The 19539-nt window shown below is 70.9% G+C and carries 13 protein-coding genes and 2 tRNA genes; 7 read left to right on the forward strand and 8 right to left on the reverse strand.

The window, feature by feature from the left end; genetic code table 11:
• Positions 1 to 10: 10 nt before the first annotated feature.
• Both AB0K60_RS30845 and AB0K60_RS30850 read left to right on the forward strand, forming a co-directional pair.
• Positions 11 to 4258: an amino acid adenylation domain-containing protein gene (locus AB0K60_RS30845; protein WP_364063023.1), complete on the forward strand. Its 4248-nt coding sequence runs from the start codon at positions 11 to 13 to the stop codon at positions 4256 to 4258.
• A gap of 30 nt (positions 4259 to 4288) precedes the next feature.
• Positions 4289 to 5473: a cytochrome P450 gene (locus tag AB0K60_RS30850; RefSeq protein ID WP_364063026.1), complete on the forward strand. Its 1185-nt coding sequence runs from the start codon at positions 4289 to 4291 to the stop codon at positions 5471 to 5473.
• Between the two features lie 104 nt (positions 5474 to 5577).
• Here the strand turns inward: AB0K60_RS30850 and AB0K60_RS30855 are convergent.
• Both AB0K60_RS30855 and AB0K60_RS30860 read right to left on the reverse strand, forming a co-directional pair.
• Positions 5578 to 5652, reverse strand: a tRNA-Val gene (locus tag AB0K60_RS30855).
• A gap of 12 nt (positions 5653 to 5664) precedes the next feature.
• A tRNA-Gly gene (locus tag AB0K60_RS30860) sits at positions 5665 to 5737 on the reverse strand.
• Positions 5738 to 6065: 328 nt separating this feature from the next.
• On the opposite strand from AB0K60_RS30860, the gene AB0K60_RS30865 reads away from it, so the two are divergent.
• On the forward strand, positions 6066 to 6371 hold the full coding sequence (locus AB0K60_RS30865; protein WP_364063029.1) for a hypothetical protein: 306 nt from the start codon (positions 6066 to 6068) through the stop codon (positions 6369 to 6371).
• Between the two features lie 11 nt (positions 6372 to 6382).
• Positions 6383 to 8203, forward strand: coding sequence for a glutamine--fructose-6-phosphate transaminase (isomerizing) (gene glmS / locus AB0K60_RS30870; RefSeq protein WP_364063032.1), 1821 nt, complete (start codon positions 6383 to 6385; stop codon positions 8201 to 8203).
• Between the two features lie 64 nt (positions 8204 to 8267).
• Here the strand turns inward: glmS and AB0K60_RS30875 are convergent, their stop codons facing one another.
• The 3 genes from AB0K60_RS30875 to AB0K60_RS30885 form a co-directional block, all read right to left on the reverse strand.
• Positions 8268 to 8969, reverse strand: coding sequence for a VIT1/CCC1 transporter family protein (locus AB0K60_RS30875; RefSeq protein ID WP_364063035.1), 702 nt, complete (start codon positions 8967 to 8969; stop codon positions 8268 to 8270).
• A gap of 117 nt (positions 8970 to 9086) precedes the next feature.
• The gene (locus AB0K60_RS30880; protein ID WP_364063038.1) at positions 9087 to 10442 is read right to left on the reverse strand and encodes a M14 family zinc carboxypeptidase; all 1356 of its coding nucleotides are present in this window, start codon (positions 10440 to 10442) and stop codon (positions 9087 to 9089) included.
• 394 nt (positions 10443 to 10836) lie between these two features.
• Entirely contained in the window at positions 10837 to 11355 is a 519-nt protein-coding gene (locus AB0K60_RS30885) for a MarR family transcriptional regulator (protein ID WP_364063041.1), read from the reverse strand.
• Between the two features lie 89 nt (positions 11356 to 11444).
• On the opposite strand from AB0K60_RS30885, the gene AB0K60_RS30890 reads away from it, so the two are divergent.
• From AB0K60_RS30890 to AB0K60_RS30900, 3 genes are all read left to right on the forward strand, one after another.
• Complete coding sequence (locus AB0K60_RS30890; protein WP_364063044.1) at positions 11445 to 12725, forward strand: amidohydrolase family protein; 1281 nt, start codon at positions 11445 to 11447, stop codon at positions 12723 to 12725.
• Between the two features lie 217 nt (positions 12726 to 12942).
• Positions 12943 to 13533, forward strand: coding sequence for a hypothetical protein (locus AB0K60_RS30895; protein WP_364063047.1), 591 nt, complete (start codon positions 12943 to 12945; stop codon positions 13531 to 13533).
• A 199-nt stretch (positions 13534 to 13732) separates the two neighbouring features.
• The gene (locus AB0K60_RS30900) at positions 13733 to 14674 is read left to right on the forward strand and encodes a helix-turn-helix transcriptional regulator (protein WP_364063050.1); all 942 of its coding nucleotides are present in this window, start codon (positions 13733 to 13735) and stop codon (positions 14672 to 14674) included.
• Between the two features lie 38 nt (positions 14675 to 14712).
• Here the strand turns inward: AB0K60_RS30900 and AB0K60_RS30905 are convergent, their stop codons facing one another.
• The 3 genes from AB0K60_RS30905 to AB0K60_RS30915 all read right to left on the reverse strand — a co-directional run bounded on the left by AB0K60_RS30905 (position 14713) and on the right by AB0K60_RS30915 (position 19420).
• Positions 14713 to 16173 carry a glycosyltransferase gene (locus AB0K60_RS30905; protein WP_364063053.1) on the reverse strand — a complete coding sequence of 487 codons (1461 nt, stop codon included), beginning with the start codon at positions 16171 to 16173 and terminating at the stop codon, positions 14713 to 14715.
• A 310-nt stretch (positions 16174 to 16483) separates the two neighbouring features.
• A complete protein-coding gene (locus tag AB0K60_RS30910) occupies positions 16484 to 18649 on the reverse strand; it encodes a glycosyltransferase (protein ID WP_364063056.1) in 2166 nt (721 codons plus the stop codon).
• Between the two features lie 192 nt (positions 18650 to 18841).
• Positions 18842 to 19420: a hypothetical protein gene (locus tag AB0K60_RS30915; RefSeq protein WP_364063059.1), complete on the reverse strand. Its 579-nt coding sequence runs from the start codon at positions 19418 to 19420 to the stop codon at positions 18842 to 18844.
• Between the last annotated feature and the right edge of the window lie 119 nt (positions 19421 to 19539).

Raw genomic sequence — 19539 nt, forward strand, 5'->3', positions numbered from 1 at the left:
GGGAGAGCTGGTGAACCCCACTTCCGGCATCCACACCTCCGGCTTCCACGCCCCGGACACCGCGCCGCCGGTGCTGCTCCCGGTGGACCACCCCCGGCGCCCGGACGCCCCCGCCACCCGGACGGCGGTCCGGACGGTCCGACTGACCCTGCCCGCGACCCTCCCCGCGGCCGGACCCGGCCGGGACGACCTGGTGCTCGCCGGTTTCGCGGCGCTGCTGTACCGATACACCGGCCAGGAGCGCATCGGCCTGGACCGCACCGGCGCGGAGGGGCGGACCGAGCACGTGTGTCTCACCGTCACGGCCGGCTCCACACTGCCGGACCTGGCGGTCGCGATCAGGGCCGGCGGGGGGCCCGCGGGCGAGCCCGCCACGGTCGGCATCCGCTTCGTCCCCGTCGAGGAGCCCGTCGAGGAGCCCGTCGAGGAGCCCGCCGATGAGCACGGCGACGCCGGCGGACCCGATGAGCGGCTCGTGGCCCGCCGGGCTCGCGAGCTGGAACTTGTCGTACGGCACAATCGGTCCGGAGACCTCACGCTGACCTGCGCCTACGAAGCCGCGCTCTTCGACGCCGGCACCGTGACGCGGCTGCTCGGGCACTACGGGACGCTCGTCCGCGACGGCCTGCGGAACCCGGACCGGCCGGTGGCACACCTGCGCCTGCTGCCGGACGCCGAGCGGCGGCGCATCCTCCTCGACTACAACCGGACCGAGCGCGATCTGCCGCACGGCCGATGCCTGCACGAGGCGTTCGAGGCGGCGGCGGCCCGGTCGCCCGAGGCGGTGGCCGTCGTCCAGGCGGGGCGCGGCACGTACGAGCGGTGGACGTACGGCCGGATCGACGCCGCGGCCGGGAAGCTGGCCCGCCGCCTGCGCGCGGCCGGTGTGCGTCCCGGCGTGCGGGTCGGGATCTGTCTGGACCGGTCGCCCCTGCTGCTCGTCGCCGTGCTCGGCGTGCTGAAATCCGGCGGTGCCTACCTTCCGCTGGATCCGGACCATCCGTCCCGGCGGCTGGCCGCCATGATCAAGGGCTCCTCCTGTGCTCTGGTGATCAGCCGCGCGGCGTCGGCCGGGAACCTTCCGGACGGCGCCCGCCCGCTGCTGCTGGACGGCGACCCGGAGGAGTGGGCCGGGCCGCCCGACGACGACCTCGGCCTCGCCGCCGGACCCGACGACCTCTGCTACGTCATCCACACCTCCGGCTCGACCGGGGAGCCGAAGCCGATCGCGCTGCGCCATCGCGGGGTGATGAACAACATCGCGGATCTCAACGAGCGTTTCGCGGTAGGCCCGGGGGACGCGGTCCTGGCGTTGTCGTCGCCGGGCTTCGACATGTCCGTGTACGAGTTCCTCGGCATGACCGCGGCCGGGGGCACCGTGGTCGTTCCGGATCCCGGCCGCGTCGGCGACCCCGCGCACTGGGCGGAACTGATCGCGGCCGAGGGTGTCACCGTGTGGAACTCGGCTCCGGCGCTGCTCGGCCTGCTGGCCGATTACCTGGAACAGGTGGGAGCCCCCGGGTTGCCGGGCGTACGGCTGGCGCTGCTGGGCGGGGACTGGGTGCCGGTGACGCTGCCGGACCGGATCCGGCGGTTCATGCCGGGGTTGCGCTTCGTCGTCATGGGCGGGGCCACGGAGGCCTCCATCCACTCGACGATCTACGAGGTGGAGGCGGTCGCCCCGGAGTGGACGAGCATCCCGTACGGGCGGCCGATGGCCAATCAGCGCGCCTACATCCTCGACGACGCGCTCCAGCCGGTCCCGCCGGGCGTGACCGGAGAGCTGTACCTGGCCGGGCTCGGCCTGGCCCAAGGGTACCTGGACCAGCCGGAGCGGACCGCCGAACGCTTCTTCGACTGGTCGTACGGCGAGGTCACCGGCGAGCGTGTCTACCGTACGGGAGACCTGGCCCGCTTCAGGCCGGACGGCCTGATCGAGTTGCTCGGCCGCGCGGACTTCCAGATCAAAATCAACGGGCTACGGGTGGAACCCGGCGAGATCGAGGCGGCGCTGCGCTCGCATCCGATGGTGCGCGAGGCGGCCGTCGTGGGGCGGGACGGGCGCTTGGTGGCGTACGTCGCGACGGATTCCCCAGGGGTCGGGCAGCAGGAGCTGCGCGACCTCGTCGCGGCCCGGCTGCCCGGGTACATGGTGCCCGCCGTGGTCGTACCGCTGGAGCGGATGCCGCTCACGCCGAACGGCAAGCTGGACCGGCGCGGTCTTCCCGCGCCGCCCGCGACCCGGCCCGCCCATCGGGCGCCGCGGTCGGCGCTGGAGCGTTCGCTGGCCGAGATCTACGCCGACGTGCTCGGGCGGGACCGGGTCGGCGTGGACGACGACTTCGTGGCGATCGGGGGAGACAGCGTCCGGGCCATCCAGGTGATGATCCGCGCGCGGGCCAGGGGGATCGCCGTCACCTCGCGGCAGGTGCTGGAGCGGCGCACGGTCGGCGCGCTGGCCCGTGCGGCCGGTGAGGTGACCGAGGGGCCGTTCACGGACGCGGACGGCGGCGCTCCGGCACGGCCGGCGGCCGCGACGGCCCCGGAGGACCTCCGGTCGTGGACGCGCCGCTACCCGAATCTCGCGGACGTGTGGCCGCTGACCCCCCTGCAGGCCGGAATGGTGTTCGAGTCGATGCTCCGCGACGGCGGAGCCGACCCCTACCACCTGCAGACCGTCTACCACCTGTCCGGACCCGTGGACCCGGTCCGTCTGCGCGCGGCAGGCCGGTCCCTGCTGGACAGGCACGCCGCGCTGCGCGCCGGGTTCGTCTCCGACGCGGGCGGAACCATGTGGCAGGTCGTCCTGGACGGGCTCGAAGCGCCGTGGCGGGAGGTCGGCCTCGGTCACCTTCCGGCGCAGGAGCGGGAGCGGGCGTGGCGGCGGCTCCTCGCCGAGGACAGGGCCGCGCGGTTCGATCCGGCCGCGCCGCCGCTGCTGCGGATGACCCTGGCCGGGTTCGGCGACGGGCGCGCCCGGCTCGTGCTCAGCAGCCACCACGCACTCATCGACGGCTGGTCGCAGCAGGTGCTCGGCGGTGAGCTGATCGACCTTTACCACGGTGTGCCCCTCGGGCCTGCGCACGTGTTCCGGGATTTCCTGGAATGGTCGCGGCGGCAGGACGTGCGGCGGAGCGCGCAGGCGTGGGCCGATCACCTGGCCGGCGTGGACGAGCCAACGCTGCTGGCCCCGGCCGACCGGCCCAGGACCGCCGCGAGCGCCGTCGGCGAGGTCGTGCACGAGCCGCCGCCGGGGGAGTCCCGGTGGCAGGGCGCGACCTGTGCCGCGCTCGGGGTGACCCCGAGCACCCTGGCAATGTGCGCCTGGGCGCTGCTGGTGTCCGTGATCACCGGCCGCCACGACGTCGTCTTCGGCACCACCGTCTCGGGCCGGGCCGTGCCCCTCGACGGAGTGGAGACCGCGGTCGGGCTGTTCATCAACACCGTTCCGGTCCGCGTACGCCGGCCGCCGGACGGCACGGTCGCGGACCTGCTCACCGCCGTGCAGAGCGAACGGACCGCGCTCATCGAGCACGAGCACCATGCTCTGGCGGACCTTCACCGGGCGACCGGCCTGCCCGCGCTGTTCGACACGCTGGTGGTCTTCCAGTCCTATCCCACCCGCTCGGCTCCCCGCGTCGCGGCCGGAGCGCCGGCCGCCGTCCGGCTCACCGGAGTCGACTCGATCGGCGCCGGGAGCTACCCGCTCACCCTGCTCGTCGAGCCTCACCGCGTTGTGCTCCAGTACGACGAGCGCGCGTTCGGCCGTCAGGCGGCGGAGGCGATCCTGGCGGGATTCCGGTCGGCCGTACGGCAGATGACCGCCGACGTCCACCGCCCTCTCGGCGCGGTCGAGGAGGCGCTGGCGGACCTCCGCGGCACGGCCGGGCGCCTCGCGGCTCGGCGATCGGCCCCGATCGGCCTCGGCGAGCCGCCGGAGGGCGCCTCACGAGAGCCGCGTACACCCCGGGAGGAGGCCCTCTGCGCGATCTTCGCGGACGTGCTGGGGGTGGAGCGGGTGGGCATCGACGACGACTTCTTCGCGCTCGGCGGCGATTCGCTCAAGGCGACGAGGATCGCCGGCCGCATCCGGCGGGCCCTCGGGCTGGAGGCGACGATCCGTACGATCTTCGAACACGCCACCATCGCCAAGCTCTCCGCCAATGTCCGCAGGCCGGCCTGCGGGGACCGGCCGGCCCTGCGCAGAACCGGTCACGGGAACACCGATGGCGCGAGCAACCGCGACGAACCGCGCTGAACACGCGCCCTGGATCAAAGGAGAAATGCGATGCAGGATTTCGCCGACCGGTGGGGTTTCGGCCCGGACAAGTTCTGGTTGCGCGGGGAGCGGAAGAAGGAGATCGTCGAATTCGACGAGGCGCACGGCGTCTGGCACCTCTACGGCCACCCGGAGTCGTCCGAGGTCCTGCTGGACACGGAGCATTTCACGCCGGACGGAACCAAGCTGTTCGAGGTCGACGAGGAGACGGCGAAGTACTTCGACGGCGACCTGGCGCAGATGAACGGGCCCGAACACGTCCACCTGCGCAAGCAGGTGATCCGCGTGTTCAACCCGCGGTTCATGGACCGCCTCGAGCGGCGAATCGTCGAACTGTGCGACGAATGCATCGGCGGGCTCGGCGGGCGCGACCGGTTCGACCTGCTGCGTGATTTCGTCGACGACCTCGCGGGCATCGTCTTCGCCGAGCTGCTCGGCATCCCCGCCGACGACCGCGCGATGTTCCGGATGGTGGACGTCAACATGGACCAGACGGCCATGATGACCACCGTCGAGGGCGAGGACTACTTCCAGAAGCTCACGGTGCCGTTGCAGCCGCTGCGCGACATGATCGGCGAGCATGTCGACGAGCGCGCGCGGAACCCGCGCGAGGACCTGATCAGCCTGTTGTGCCAGGTCAGGAAGCTCAACGGCGACCCGATGACCCGGGATCAGATCATCAACTTCATCATCGGCATCCTGGGCGCCGGGCACCTCGCGACCCCGCTTCTCATCGGCAACACGATGCTGTGCCTGGACTCGTTCCCCGAGCAGTACGAGCGCGTGCGCGCGGACCGTTCCCTGGTGCCGACCATGCTCGACGAGACGATGCGTTTCCTGACACCGGGCAACGCCACCTACCGCGCCACCCTTGCGGACGTGGAGGTCGCCGGGCGGAAGATTCCCAAGGATCAGATGATCCGCGTGGAGATCGGGCCGGCCAACCGGGATCCGCGGGCGTTCGCCGATCCGGACGCCTACGACCTCTCCCGCAACCCCAATCCCCATCTAGGGTTTGGACGCGGCGCCCACTACTGCATCGGCGCACAGATGATCAGGGTGGAGACGCGGATCGTGTTTGACCTGCTCATGGACCGCTTCCCGGTGCTGCATGTCGATCCGGAGATTCCGCCCGTCTACTTCGAGTCGCCGGACTTCACCGGAGTGAAGTCGGTGACGGTCCGTACCCGCTGAGGCGCGTCCACGCCGAGCCGATGCGTATAAACCCGGAGCGCCGTTGTGATTCCGTGTGATTCCGGCATGTGCGCATTGGCGGCTGCGCCGACCTGGAAAAGGTGTGGTGGGCGATACTGGGATTGAACCAGTGGCCTCTACCGTGTCAAGGTAGCGCTCTCCCACTGAGCTAATCGCCCGAGAACTTGCAGAGCGGACGACGGGATTCGAACCCGCGACCCTCACCTTGGCAAGGTGATGCTCTACCAACTGAGCCACGTCCGCGCGCATCGGCTGATGCGTTGATTACTTTAGCGGATCCGGAGAGTCCATGTGACCGCTGGGGGAGGCCCGTGCCCGGGGCCGGTCATGCCGCCGGGATCGGAGGGGCGGGCTTGGGGGAAACCGGGCGGCCCCATGGTTGCGGCCGGCGGGCCTGATGCCCTCCTGGCGTGCCGTTGACGTCCGCTTTGCCGGTCCCCGTGAGACATTTCCTGCCCGATTTCGGGCAGGAAACTTGGTGTTTGCCGCCCGTACTCCGTAGTGTCCTTCCTCGTAACACCGGGCTCGAACGCGAAGTCCGGCAGGCGGGTGGGGAGACCGGGGGTTCGGAATGAGGGGTGGGACGGCCGGGCGCGCCGCCGCGTCCGTGCCGCGTCATCCGCATGAGGATCTCATCGAGCACCTGACCAGGACGACGGCGCTGGGGCGGGGGGAGGCCGCGCGGGTCGTCGCCGACGTGCTCGCCTACTTCGGCGAGCCGGTCGAGGAGTTCGTACGGCGACGCCACGCGGAGCTGCGCTCTCGCGGCCTGGCCAACGACGCGATCTTCAAGCGGATCGCGGCCGAGCTGCCGGGCCGGCGGGTGGCGGCGCCGAATCTCTCCCTGCGGCAACTGCGCCGGATCGTGTACGGCTAGAGGAGGACTGTATGTGCGGAATCGTCGCCTACGTGGGACCCAAGGACGCGGCACCCATCCTGCTGGAGGGCCTGCAGCGGCTGGAGTACCGAGGCTACGACTCAGCGGGCATCGTGGTGGCCAACAAGGGGCTGAAGCTGCGCAAGGTCAAAGGCCGCGTGGCCGACCTGGCCGCCGCCGTACCGGCCCGGTTCAAGGGCGGCCTCGGCATCGGGCACACCCGCTGGGCGACGCACGGCGTGCCGAGCGATGTGAACGCGCACCCCCACCTGGACGGCGAGGAACGCATCGCGGTCGTGCACAACGGCATCATCGAGAACGCCGACGACCTGCGGCACCGCCTGGAGGCCGACGGGGCCGTCTTCGCCAGCGAGACCGACACGGAGGTGCTCGCGCACCTGATCGCCCGCGCGGTGAAGGAGACCGACACGCTGGAGGAGGCCGTGCGCAAGGCGCTCAAGAGCGTCGTCGGCACGTACGGCATCGCCGTCATCGACGCCGAGCGCCCGGACCAGGTCGTGGTGGCCCGCAACGGCAGCCCGATCGTGATCGGCCTGGGGGAGAAGGAGATGTTCGCCGCCTCCGACGTGGCCGCCCTGGTCCGCTACACCCGCCAGGTGGTGCACCTGGAGGACGGCGAGCTGGCGGTGCTGAAGGCCGACGGCTTCCACACCTTCACCATGGACGCCCGCGTCACCTCCAAGGAGCCGCTCACCGTCGACTGGGACGCGGGCCACTACGACACCGGCGGCTACGAGCACTACCTGCTCAAGGAGATCTCCGAGCAGCCCGAGACGGTCGCCCGCACGCTGCGCGGCCGCATCGACGACCGCTTCCACGTGGCGCACCTCGGCGGCCTCAACCTCACCCCGCACGAGACCCGCGCGTTCCGCCGCGTCAAGATCATCGGCTGTGGCTCGGCGTACTACTCGGGGCAGATCGGCGCGCAGCTCATCGAGGAGCTGTCCCGGGTGCCCGCCGACGCCGAGCCGGCCTCGGAGTTCCGCTACCGCAACCCGGTCGTCGAGCACGACACCCTGTACGTGGCGATCAGCCAGTCCGGGGAGACCTACGACACCCTCGCCGCCGTGCAGGAGCTCAAGCGCAAGGGCGGACGGGTGCTCGGCATCGTCAACACCGTCGGCAGCGCGATCGCCCGCGAGTGCGACGGCGGCATCTACCTGCACGCCGGGCCGGAGGTGTCGGTCGCCTCGACCAAGGCGTTCACCTCGACGGCGGTGGCGTTCGCGCTGCTGGCGCTGCACTTCGGCCGGGTGCACGACCTGTCCCCGGCGGACGGCCGCCGCATCTGCGAGGGCCTGCGCCGGCTGCCCGACCAGATCGAGCAGATCCTCAAGCAGGACGAGCACATCGCGGCGCTCGCCCGCAAGTACGCCACCAACCCGAGCATGATGTTCGTCGGCCGGGTGCGCGGCTACCCGGTCGCGCGGGAGGGCGCGCAGAAGCTCAAGGAGATCTCGTACGTGCACGCCGAGGCGTACCCGGCGAGCGAGCTCAAGCACGGCCCGCTCGCCCTGATCGGCCCCGAGATGCCGACCGTCGCGATCGTCCCCGACGACGAGCTGCTCGACAAGAACCTCACCACGCTCGGCGAGATCCGCGCCCGCGGCGGCCAGGTCCTCATGGTCGGCCACCGTACGCCCGACGCCAAGCTCGCCGAGGACGCCATCGTCGTGCCGAAGAACGAGATCGAGCTGGACCCGATCCTGCTCACGATCCCGCTCCAGCTCCTCGCCTACCACGCCGCCGTCGCCCTCGGCCGCGACGTCGACAAGCCCCGCAACCTCGCCAAGAGCGTCACCGTCGAGTGACCGGTGCGGCCCGGCGACGGACGACGCGCCGCCGGGCCGCACCCGGCTCAGGCCGGGGACCGGGTCAGCCCAGGGTGGCGCCGAACAGGGTGCCGATCCCGTAGGTGACCGCGGCGGCCGCCCCGCCGAGCAGCAGTTGCCGCAGCCCGCCGTACCACAGGGGACGGGTGGTCAGCCGGGCGACGAGGGCGCCGACGACGAACAGCGCCACGGCCGTGAGCACGACGGCGACCAGGATGGAGGAGAAGCCGAGCAGGAACGGCAGGACGGGGATGAACGCGCCGACCGCGAAGGAGCCGAAGGAGGAGAAGGCGGCCGTCCACGGGGAGGGCAGGTCGTCGGGGTCGACGCCGAGTTCCTCCCGGGTGTGGATGCGCCAGGCGACCTCCCTGTTGCGGTGGAGCTGGTGGGCGACCTCGCGGGCCAGGCCGGGCTCCACGCCGCGGGACTCGTACAGCAGGGCGAGCTCGCGCTCCTCCGCCTCGGGGCTGCGGTCGATCTCCCGGCGCTCGACCGCCATCTCGGCCTGCGACAGCTCGTCCTGCGACCGCACCGAGGTGTACTCGCCCGTCGCCATGGAGAACGCCCCGGCGGCGAGCCCCGCGAGGCCGGTCATCACGACGACGGATGCGCTCGCGCCACCGCCGACGACTCCGGCGATGAGCGCGGCGTTGGAGACCAGCCCGTCCATGACCCCGAACACGGCCGGGCGCAGCCAGCCACCGGTAACATCTCGGTGGTGTTTGTGTAACTCGCCGACGGACATCGAAATCCCCCTAAGAAAAACCGACCTTCTGCCGATAAATGTCAGATCATCCTACGTTTTGCTCGGCTAAACCCTTGACCGCCCCGGGCTATTCCCCGACCAAAGGGCCGGCGACGTTCACGTCTTGGCGTGCCGCGCCCCCGCGAGAATCGTCCCGTACTGAATCGCCACAAGATCGCGCAGCGGAATCGGCTCGGTGGCGGTGTCGGCCTCGAACGCCGCCGTCCACGCCCCGTACACCTCCTCCAGCATCCGGTGCCGCTCCCGGATGCGCGGCGTCCCGTTTCCGATGCCGATCTCGGCCTCCAGCGCCCGCAGCATCATGCCGGTGTAGCGCAGCCGGTAGGTGTGGACGAGATCCTGGGCCGACCTCATCTCCGCCACCGTCGCCTCCCGGTCCGCGTCCGGCTCACCGGCGCGGATCTCCTCCAACTCCACGATGTCCGCGAGCAGCGGCGTGAAGAAGCGCGAGGCCCGCAGGAACGGCGAGTCCGACACCACGTCGCCGAGCACCGCGTCGAGCGTCTCGCGCAGCACCCGCACCAGCTCGGTGAGGTCGGCGGCGTGCTCCCGCACCACCCGCGCGTACGGCACGCCCGCCGGCGAGTGGTCGGACGCCGCGTCGTCCCGCCAGTACGGCAACTCCACGATGATCACGAACGTGCCGTGCCGCGCCGCGTACTCCGCGCTGGACGCCCCCGCGATCTGCCCGTTGAGCTTCTGCCCCACCCGCTGCAGGTAGTCGTAGTGCGCCCGCGAGTTGAGCGCCAGGTAGATGGCGTCGTCGAGCCGCCGCACTGAGGGGTGTTCGGGCTCGCCCAGGTGCAGCGGCAGGCCGTACCGTTTCGGCAGCGCCTTGAGCAGGGGGTTGAGCGCGTTCTCGGGGCGGTTGACGTAGTAGAAGACCCCGCCGCGCTCGGAGTTGTGCAGCGAGGACATGAACGCCGGTCGCACGTCGTCGATCAGCCGCATCCAGGCGAGCGTCTCGGGCATCACCCGGTCGAAGTACGCGTCCTTGTAGGCGAACGGGAAGGTCCACTCGGTCTGCTCGTCCCCGGCGGGCCGGTAGAAGTGGCGGCCGTAGTTGTCCGGGGTGAACTTCTCGGTGAACCACGCCTCATTGAGCCGGGTCCCGTCGGGGTCGATGCAGCCGACGATGTGCCAGGTGTAGCCGCTCGACCGGCGCAGCGCCGCGTCCTCGCACATGCGCCTGGCCAAATGCATGGCGGTGAGCCCGCCGATGGGCTCGTTGGGGTGCGGCATGGCGACGACGACACCGTGGTGCGGACCGTCCCCGACCGTCAGGCACAGGATCGGCTCGCCCAGTCGCGAGGTACCGATCCGGCGCAGGGCGGCCACACCGGGGAATTCGGCGGCCAGCCGGGCGAGCTCGCCCACGACCTCGTCGACGCCCGCGAAGCGGGCGAAGTCCGGCACCGTATCGAGTTCGTGAGCAAGATCGTCGTGCAGCACGTTTGTCCCTCCCCGGACGGGCCTCCTGGGGCATATGTCGCCTCCGTAGCCAACTGCGGGCTATGTGGTGTTATCCATCCGTCATCCTCACCGCGTTTCGAGCCGCTATCAATCGTTGCCGTGCGTCATCTCGCGGCCAATCGGGCTGTGAGCCGTGAGCAGCCCCGACCCGGCGCCCGTACGTCCCGTCGGATCCACCGCCGCCGGCCGCGACGTCGATCTCCGCACTGATCTCCATGCCGTGTCTCCGGCCGTGTCCACCAGGGCATGCTCTCCGCGTCGTGTCACGGTGCCGCTGTGGCGCACCCCGGCCGCCGCGCCTGTGATGGCCGGTCCTCGTCGGCGCCGTCACCGCCGTCGTGCGGCCGTAGGGCGTTCGACGAACTGATGGCGGCTAGCGGACGGGGCGATCGCCGAGGGCGATCAGGACGTCCCGCAGCAGGTCGGCCAGCGCGCGAGCGGTCTCCTCCGGCACGCCGCCGAGGAGCTCCCGGTGCGCCTTGGTGGTGGCGATGGCCAACTCTTCGGCGCGCTCGACGCCGAGGGGCGTCAGCCGTACCCAGGAGCTGCGGCCGTCGGAGGGGTCCGGCTCGCGCTCGACCAGCCCGGCCGCCTCCAGCCGCTGAAGGATGTTGCTCGTGCCGCCGGTGGTGAGCGACGACAGCGCGGCGAGTTGCCCTGGTTTGAGCCGGTACGGCGAGCCGGCCCGGCGAAGCGTCGCCAGCACGTCGAAGTCGGCGTAGGTGAGGCCGGAGTCGCTGAGCGCGGCCTGGGTGACCTGCTCCACCCGGGCCTTGAGCCGCGTGAGCCGCTTGACGATCTCCAGTTGGACGGTGGCGGCCTCGGGGAGTTCCGCGCGCCACCCCTCGATCATCTCGTCGACGTGATCGCGCCGCGCGCCGCTGCGGTCCATGACTTGAGGATATCTCGCCGTACTGATAGCTTTCAGAAAAGCTATGAGAAAAGCTTTATTGAAAGCTTTACAGACAGAAGATCTCTGACATGCGTGTTCTCATCACCGGCGGCACCGTCCTCGACACCGAGCCGGAGCCGCACGTCCTCCCCGGAGCCGACGTGCTCATCGACGGCGAGCTGATCGTCGCCGTCGAACCGGGACTGCGTGACGATCCCCGGGCCGAGGGCGCCGAGGTGATCGACGCGACCGGCCGCATCGTGCTGCCCGGCTTCGTCGACACCCACCGGCACGTCTGGCAGGGCCTGCTGCGCGGCACCGCCGCCGACGCCACGCTCGGCGAGTACCTCGACCGCGTCCTCGGTTGCTACGGCACCGCCCACCGGCCCGACGACGTGTACGCCGGAAGCCTGTGGGGCGCGCTCGACGCCCTCGACGCCGGAGTCACCACCCAGTACGACTGGTCGCACATCCAACTCACCCCGGAGCACACCGACGCCGCCGTCGCCGCCCTGCGCGACTCGGGCGTACGCGCCGTCTTCGGCTACGCCCACCCGGCCACGGCCGACCCCGACCGCCGCGAGTCGGAGCTGCGCCGCCTGCGCGCGGAACACTTCCCGTCCGCCGAACCAGGACTGATCACCCCGGCCCTCGCCGAATGGGGCGGACCCGAGACGATCGAGGCCGATTGGCGGCTCGCCCGCGAACTGGGCATGCACATCAGCCTGCACGCCGTGGGCCAGGGCCCGGTCGAGCAACTCCACGCCGCCGGCCTGCTCGGCCCCGACCTGCTGTTCGTGCACTGCAACGGCTTCACCGACGAGGCGCTCAAGCTGCTCGCCGACAGCGGCGGCACCGCCTCCGTCTCGCCCGCCGTAGAACTGCAGGTCGGCCTCGGCACCCCGGAGACCGGCCGCCTGCGCGCCCACGGCATCCCCACCGGCCTCAGCGTCGACACGATCACCAACGTCCCGGGCGACCTGTTCTCCGTGATGCGCGCCGCCTTCGCCGCCGAACGCGCCCGCAACCTCGCCGAATCCGGCACGGGCGCGGCACCCGAACCGATCCGCGCCGCCGAGGTCCTGCGCATGGCCACCATCGAGGGCGCCGCCGCGATCGGCCTCGCCGACCGCGTCGGCTCCCTCCGCCCCGGCAAGCAGGCCGACGTCATCCTCCTCGACGCCGAGGCCCTCAACATCGCCCCGGTGCACGACCCGGTCGCCGCCGTGGTCACCACCGCCGATCGCGGCAACGTGGACACCGTCCTCGTCGCCGGCCGTGTCCTCAAGCGGTCGGGCCGCCTGCTGCACGCCGATGTGACAGCGGCCCGGGACGCCGCCACCCGTGCCGCCGTACACGTCACGGCGTGATGACCCGGGCGGCGATGCGATTCCTCGTCTGATCGTGATGTCCGGCCGCGCTCGGCGGATCGTTCCCGCGGCCGTCTGCGGCATGGACACGCGAGGCGATGTCGGGCGCGCGACCGGCGGATGGCCTGTGACATGCGTCTTTCTCTGGATATGTATGACTATCAGCCCTGATCGGGGTAGTGACATTTGGAGTAGTGACATATCCGAGGTGTGTGTCATGTCGAACAGTCCGCCCGCCCGCCTGGTCCGTTGGCTGGGCCTTGATCGCAACCCGCTGCGGCGGCGCTCCGACCGGGTGGAGTGCGCGTTGCGGCTGATGGCACTCCTCGGCCTCATCATGGCCGTGATCGCCGGGATCGGCATCGGTGCCCGCGCGTACGAGCAGGGAGTGCGTACCGAGCAGGAGCACAAGCGCACCCGGTATCAGACGCCGGCCGTGCTCGTGCAGGACCTCAGGTCGCCGGGGGTCGCCCCCGTCACCGGCGTGATCCCCGGCCGTGCCCGCGCCGAATGGACGGCCCCCGACGGGACGCCCCGCAAGGGCCTGGTGGAGGTGGAACCCGGCCGCCGCACCGGCGACACCGTTCTGATCTGGATCGACCAGCGCGGCGAACCGACCCGCCCGCCGCAGGACCGGGGCACCACCATGGCCGGCGCGATCTCCAGCGGTACGGCGGTTCCCCTCGGCACGGCGGCGATCGCCACGCTCGTGCTGGTCACCACGCGGATCGTCAACCAGCGCCGGGCCGCCCACCTCTGGGAAGCCGAGTGGACCATCGTCGAGCCCTCCTGGCGGCATCACATCTGACGGCGGTGCGGTAGAAGCGCCTTTCGGCGCGACCCCGGCATGTCGGCACGCCGGGTGGCATTCGCGCGCCTCACCGAAACATTTGTGCTTTGGGGGAATGTCCCGATATGCGCCCTAGGAATCGCCGAGGTGGGGGTTGCGTGTTCATGGAGATTCTCCGTCACGGACGGTAAAAGAACTGATACGCTGCACATCAAGCATGCGCAGTGTCGAACGCGCAACGCTGATCTTAAACATGTCTGGGCTGTCCGGAAATGTCGCCGGATCAACCATTGCGGAAAGGACGGAAATGGCCAGCGGCAACCAAAGCCCCACCGTACGCCTCCGTCGCCTGGGCCACGAGATGCGCAGACTTCGCGAAGCCGCCGGGAAGAGCATCCATGAGACATCGGCGGAGCTGGAGTGGTCCACCTCCAAGATCTCCCGCTTGGAGAATGGCCTGACAAAACGCCCGGACGTACAGAATATACGCGTTCTCTGCGCCGCCTACGGCGTAACGGATTCCGAACTCATCGAAGACCTGGTCAAACTTGCCCGCGACGCCCGCCAGCGCGGTTGGTGGACCAAATACCAGGACATCTTCCGTTCCACCTATGTCGGACTCGAAGCGGAAGCGTCGGCGATCAGTACGTTCGAACTCGCCCTCATCCCCGGACTCCTCCAAACCACCGACTACATGCGCGAGGTCATGCGCGCATGCATGGTCCGCGATCCGGTGGAGGTCGAGCGTCGTGTCGAGGCTCGCCTGGAGCGCCAGGCTCTTCTCACGCAGCCCGATCCTCCGCGCCTCCGGGCGATCATCGACGAGTCGGCCCTCCTACGCCCCGTGGGAAGTCCGGACGTGCACAAGCGTCAGCTTCGCAAACTGATGGAGACCGAGTCGCTGGAACACGTCAAGATGCAAATCCTGCCGTTCTCGGCGGGCGCCCACGCCGGCATGACGGGATCCTTCGTGATCCTCGCCTTCCCGGAGGCGGCCGACCGAAGCGTGGTCTATCAGGAAACGGCCACCGACAGTCTTTTCTTAGAACAGCAAGACCAAATCAACCGATATGAGCTGCTCTTCGAGCATCTCTGCGCGTCGGCTCTCAGCGTCGATGCATCCATCGCCTATGTGTCGGCCATCATCGACAGACTGTGAGGCGGCCGATGGACGTCACCCGGATCGGCTGGCATTGATCACCTGCTCGGCAGGCCGGGGGTGTCGTCCTGCCAGGTGAAGCCGTAGGAGGGGCCGTCGAGCCAGTGGACGCCGAAGACCTCGTCGATGACGTCGTCGAGATCCTCGGCGTCGGCCTGGAGATGGCGGGCGCGGGTGACGGCGGCGGTGCGTTCCAGGCGGGCGGTGATCACGGTGTCGCCGGTCTCCGCGAGGGCGAGGCAGGCCACGCCCCAGGCGTTGGCGTTCGCCTCGGTCACCAGGCGGCGGACGGTGTCGGGGGAGGGGGTCCAGCCCGGCGGGCAGGTGAGGCGGAACATCGCCGGGGACGCGTCGGGCGGGACCGACTCGGCGAGGCGTACGCGGGGTTCGTGCTCGTAGGAGTATCTGCTCAGGCGCAGATCGAGCCAGGGGTCGTCGAGCGGGGAACGGCGCCCGGTGGGCAACGCGGACCACGGGCCGACGAGCGTGACCACCAGGTCGGGGAGGGTGCTCGCGAGGAAGGCGTCGACGGTGGCCCGGACCGGCTCGTACGGCACGCCGCCCGCTTCGACCACGACCTCGACGCAGGGCACCAGCCACTGACGCCGGGGATGCTTGCGCAGCCACCGCAGCGCGGGCACGCGTTCGGCGAGCAGCGGCCAGTTGTGCCGTTTCGCCTCCTCACCCCGGTGACGCATGGTGTGCGCGCCGACGTGCCAGGCCTGGGCGGCGGCGTCCCGTACGAACACCGCGCCCTGCTGGGCCAGCCGGTAGCCGAACTCGGTGTCCTCGCCCAGCGGCAGATCCGGGTCCATGCCCCCGGCCGCGTGGTAGAGCCACGCGGGCATCGAGGCGCTCGCCCCCACGTGGACCTTGAACGCCTCGATCGGCGCGTCGCACAGGTCGCGGGTCTTGGCGACCTGGTCCTCGATCCAGGCGTGCGGCCGGGAGGCGGACCAGTCGAACAGCTTGGCCGCCTGGTCTCCGGCGACGGCCGCGTGCACATCGGCGGGCGAGGGGAGCTCCTCCTCGGTGAACCGCAGCGCGCCGGTCACCACCAGGTAGTCGGCGAGGTGGTGCCAGCGCATCAGCGCCTCGACGTGATCGCGGTACGGCACCACGTCGGAGTCGAGGCGGTGCACGACGTCGCCGCCGGCGTGCCGTACGGCCGTCTGGCAGGCCCAGGCCGCACCCCAGCCGCCGGGGTCGGAGCGAACCAGCCGGGTGCGCTCCGGAACGATCTCGGGGAGGCGCAGCGGCGGGTCGCCGCCGTCGTCCACCACGATCGCCTCCAGGAGGTGGGCGGGGTAGCTCTGCGCGGCCAGCGCGGCGAGCGTCAGGTCCAGGGTGCGCTGGCTGCGGTACGCGGGGATGATCACGCTCACGCTGAGCCGCGGCGTCCACGCCCCGAGGACGGGCGGCGTCAGCACCGAGTGATCATTGCCCCGGATGCGGGGCATGCGCGAGGCGGGAACCGGTTCGGCGGGTACGGGGGTCATCGCTTCGATTCCAGTAGTGCAGTTGAAAAGGTGACGTCGTCGGCGGAGGGTCGGCGGGGAGTCGGCGGGAAACGGCATGGCCGGTCGTGCGGCCCTTCCGGCGCAGGACCCGGCGAGCCCGCCGGCGTGCAGGCCGTGCCCATGTGGGGGAGTGGCGCGGCCGTTCGGGCGCGGCCGGGAAGCGGCGTTCCGCCTCCTGGTCCGGTGGCGCCGGAAGTGACGGCTCTCATCATCGTGTCTCATAATCGGGGCGGAGACGATGCCGCCGGGCGGGCCGTCGAGGACCGCGGCCCGCGATGAGGTCCCCGCATCACAGTTCCATCAGCGGGTTGGCGTACCAGCCGCGCCACTGGCGGCGGTTGTGCTGGGCGAGGAAGTAGCCGATGGGCTCGCGCCAGGTGTGACCCTGGGCGGCCCTGCGGCGCAGGATGTAGTTAAGGCCGTGGGCCTGGTAGATGCGACCCCCGGCCGCGCGTACGGCCCGGCAGAACTCGCCGTCCACGTGGCGGGGGACCGGGCGGAAACCCCCGACCGTCTCGAACAGGGTGCGGGTCATGAACAGCGTGCCGCCCGCGACCGTGTCACGGAAACACTCGGTGCGGCGGCTGCGCTGCACGGTCACCCCGATCTGCTCCAAATGCACGAACTCGGCCGGGGCGCCGAGCAACTCCGCGCCGCTGTACATCTGGGCCAGGGCGAGATCGGCCAGATGATCGGGACCGTACCAGTCGTCGTCGTCCATTTTCGTGACGTACGTTCCGGACGCGCGGGCGAACGCCTGGTTGAGCACCGCGCCCAGCGGCAGCGACGGATCCGCCTCGTACACCGTCACCGGGAAGTGGACGCTGCGCACCGCCTCCTCCACCCTCGACCGCGGCACGCCGTGCAGGCCCAGCACCAGCTCGACGTCGACGCCCCGCTGCCGGGCCACCTGGCTGATCGCGAAGCGCAGCATGTCGGGCCGCCGCGTGCACAACACCACCGACACCTTCGGAACCGGGCCGCCCGGGATTCCCGGGCCGCCCATGCCCGGCACCTCACCCATGGTGAGCTGGAGCCATCGGGCTCGCGTGCCGTGCGTACGCAGCGCGTGACGGCGCAGCCGTACGCTGTGGACCTCCCGGTCCAGGTCGTCGCCGAGATCGGCCTCGGCGACGCCGGAGATCAGCCCGCACAGCTCCGCGCCGAGCAGCGGACGCACCCAGTCCGGCAGATCCGGGGCGATCAGCGGCACCCCGGCGGCCGCGAGCCCCGTGATGACGCGGGCGGCGGCGATCGGCCCGGTGTGCGACAGCCGCCACTTCACCCGCAGGCCGCGCAGCTTCCGCAGCCGCGCCACATCCGCGTCCGTGACGACCCCCGAGGCGGCGAACCGCGCCAGCACCCGCCCGTCGTGAACCGCCGCCCACCGGCCCGCACGCTGCTCAAGCCACCCATATCCGTACGGCGGCACCTGCAGAAACCCGCCGGGATTGACCGAACGCTCATCCACCGGCGGCACCATCGACATATCCGCCAGCCCCACCAGACGCCCGTATCCGCTGAGCTCCGCGAATCGCGACCACTCCACCGGCTCCGGCCGCGCCACCACCGGCGGCACCTCCGCAGGCCCCGCGTCCGTCGCGACTCCCGCGACGTTAACCCCTGCGGCGTTGGCGTCGCGGGCCGTGTCGGCGGAGGACTCGCCAACCCGCCCGGCGTTGAGGCCGACGACGGCGGGGCCGGGAGCCGTCGCGCCGATGTCTCCGGCGCCTTCCACGCCGGGACGGCCTTCGGCGAGATCGGTCACGTCCGCGCCCGCCACCAGCACGACATCGCAGTCGCCCTTGTGCGGAGCGGGCGTGAGCACCACGTTCGGGTCCCCGGGCCGCCAATGGGTCCCGCCGACCCCGGCCAGCGCCGCCCGCGGCTGCGGCATCGCGTCCAGGTGATCGCCGCCGAAGGCGCGGGCCGCCGCGGAGAGCACCTCGCCCGCTGGAAGCGGCTCGGAGAACTCGGTCTCCAGCACCCACGACCGTTTCTCGATCATCCGTACGTGGAGATCGCGCAGATGCCGCCATCCGGCATGCCCGGACGCCACCGGCAGCGGAGCCGGATGCAGGTACGGCAGCGCCCCGACGGCGATCGTGACGTTCCGCGCAGGCGGAAGCAAAGCCCGTACGGTCACCGCCCGCCGCAGATCGGTCATCGTGCCCGCGATCAGCAACAGGCGCTCCACCGGCCCTTCGGCGAGCGGCCGATCCACCTCGACCTCATCCAGGTCCACCACGGTCCACCCGGATCCGCCGCCCCGATCGAGCCCGCCCGGACGGTCCGCGCCACTCGCCGGTCCCGGCCCTTTCGACGCGACATCCGGCCCCAGCAGCCGATCGAGCTCGCCGTCATCGACGCCGACGCGAGCGATGAGCAGGCGCTCCCGGGCACCGTCCTCGCGCACCACCGGTGACAATCCGGCACGCGCCAAGGCGCCGATCACAGGTTCCCCTCCTTCTTCCGGCCGTCGGCCGTTCCCGTCGAGGTCGCTCCAGTCAGGCCCGTTTCAATCGGGCCCGTTCCAGAGGGGACCACCCCATCCACGTTCGCCTCGCCCGGCCCCGCTCCACGTCGTCGATCGGCCCCCAAACCCAGCCGCAACACGTCCACCCCGCTTCGCACGATCGCTCCGCCGTCAATCGCCTCGGCGCTCTCCCTTGGAAGCCCCGGAGGTCCCCGCGACCGGGGAGCCCGTCCCGTCCTCGCCCGGCGTCGCGGCGCGTTTGACCAGCGCGCGGGCATCCTCGGTGACGCGGCGCAGGTCGGCGGCGACGTCGTTGAGCAGTTCGGTGTAGTGCTTGTGGCGGTAGACGGCCTCGACGCGGTCCTCGCCGAGAGTGGCCAAGACGGTGCCGACGCGGTCCTCCAGCCGGTCGGCCACGACGGTGAGGTGGCTTACCGCCGTCTCGACGCGCTGCAACCGGGGCTCCAACCGTTCCAGTCGCTCCAACCGCCCGTCGTTCCGCACCACCGGAGCGGGCCGGGCCGCCTGACGCGCCAGCCGCTCCGACAACCGCTGCACCTTGCCGTCCAGGCGCCGCACCCAGAGCCCGATCACGAGGATGCCGACGAGGGTCCCGCCGCCCAGCGCCAGGACGATGGCGATCTCCGGGGTCACGACGCCCAGCAAGGCCGCCACGACGATCGCGAGCAGAGCGACCCCGCCACAGGCGGCGATGACCATCATCAACTGCCGTGAGGTTGGCATCCGCATGTTAAGAACCTTACGAAAAGTGGCGTTATGAGGTCGAAGAAAACCTAGCTCATCAGCCTGGAAGGATGCTAAAAGCCCAATTAGCGATCACTGTGAACGGGCATCCGTGCCAGGTCAAC

This window comes from Thermopolyspora sp. NPDC052614, assembly GCF_040678635.1.
Lineage (GTDB): Bacteria > Actinomycetota > Actinomycetes > Streptosporangiales > Streptosporangiaceae > Thermopolyspora.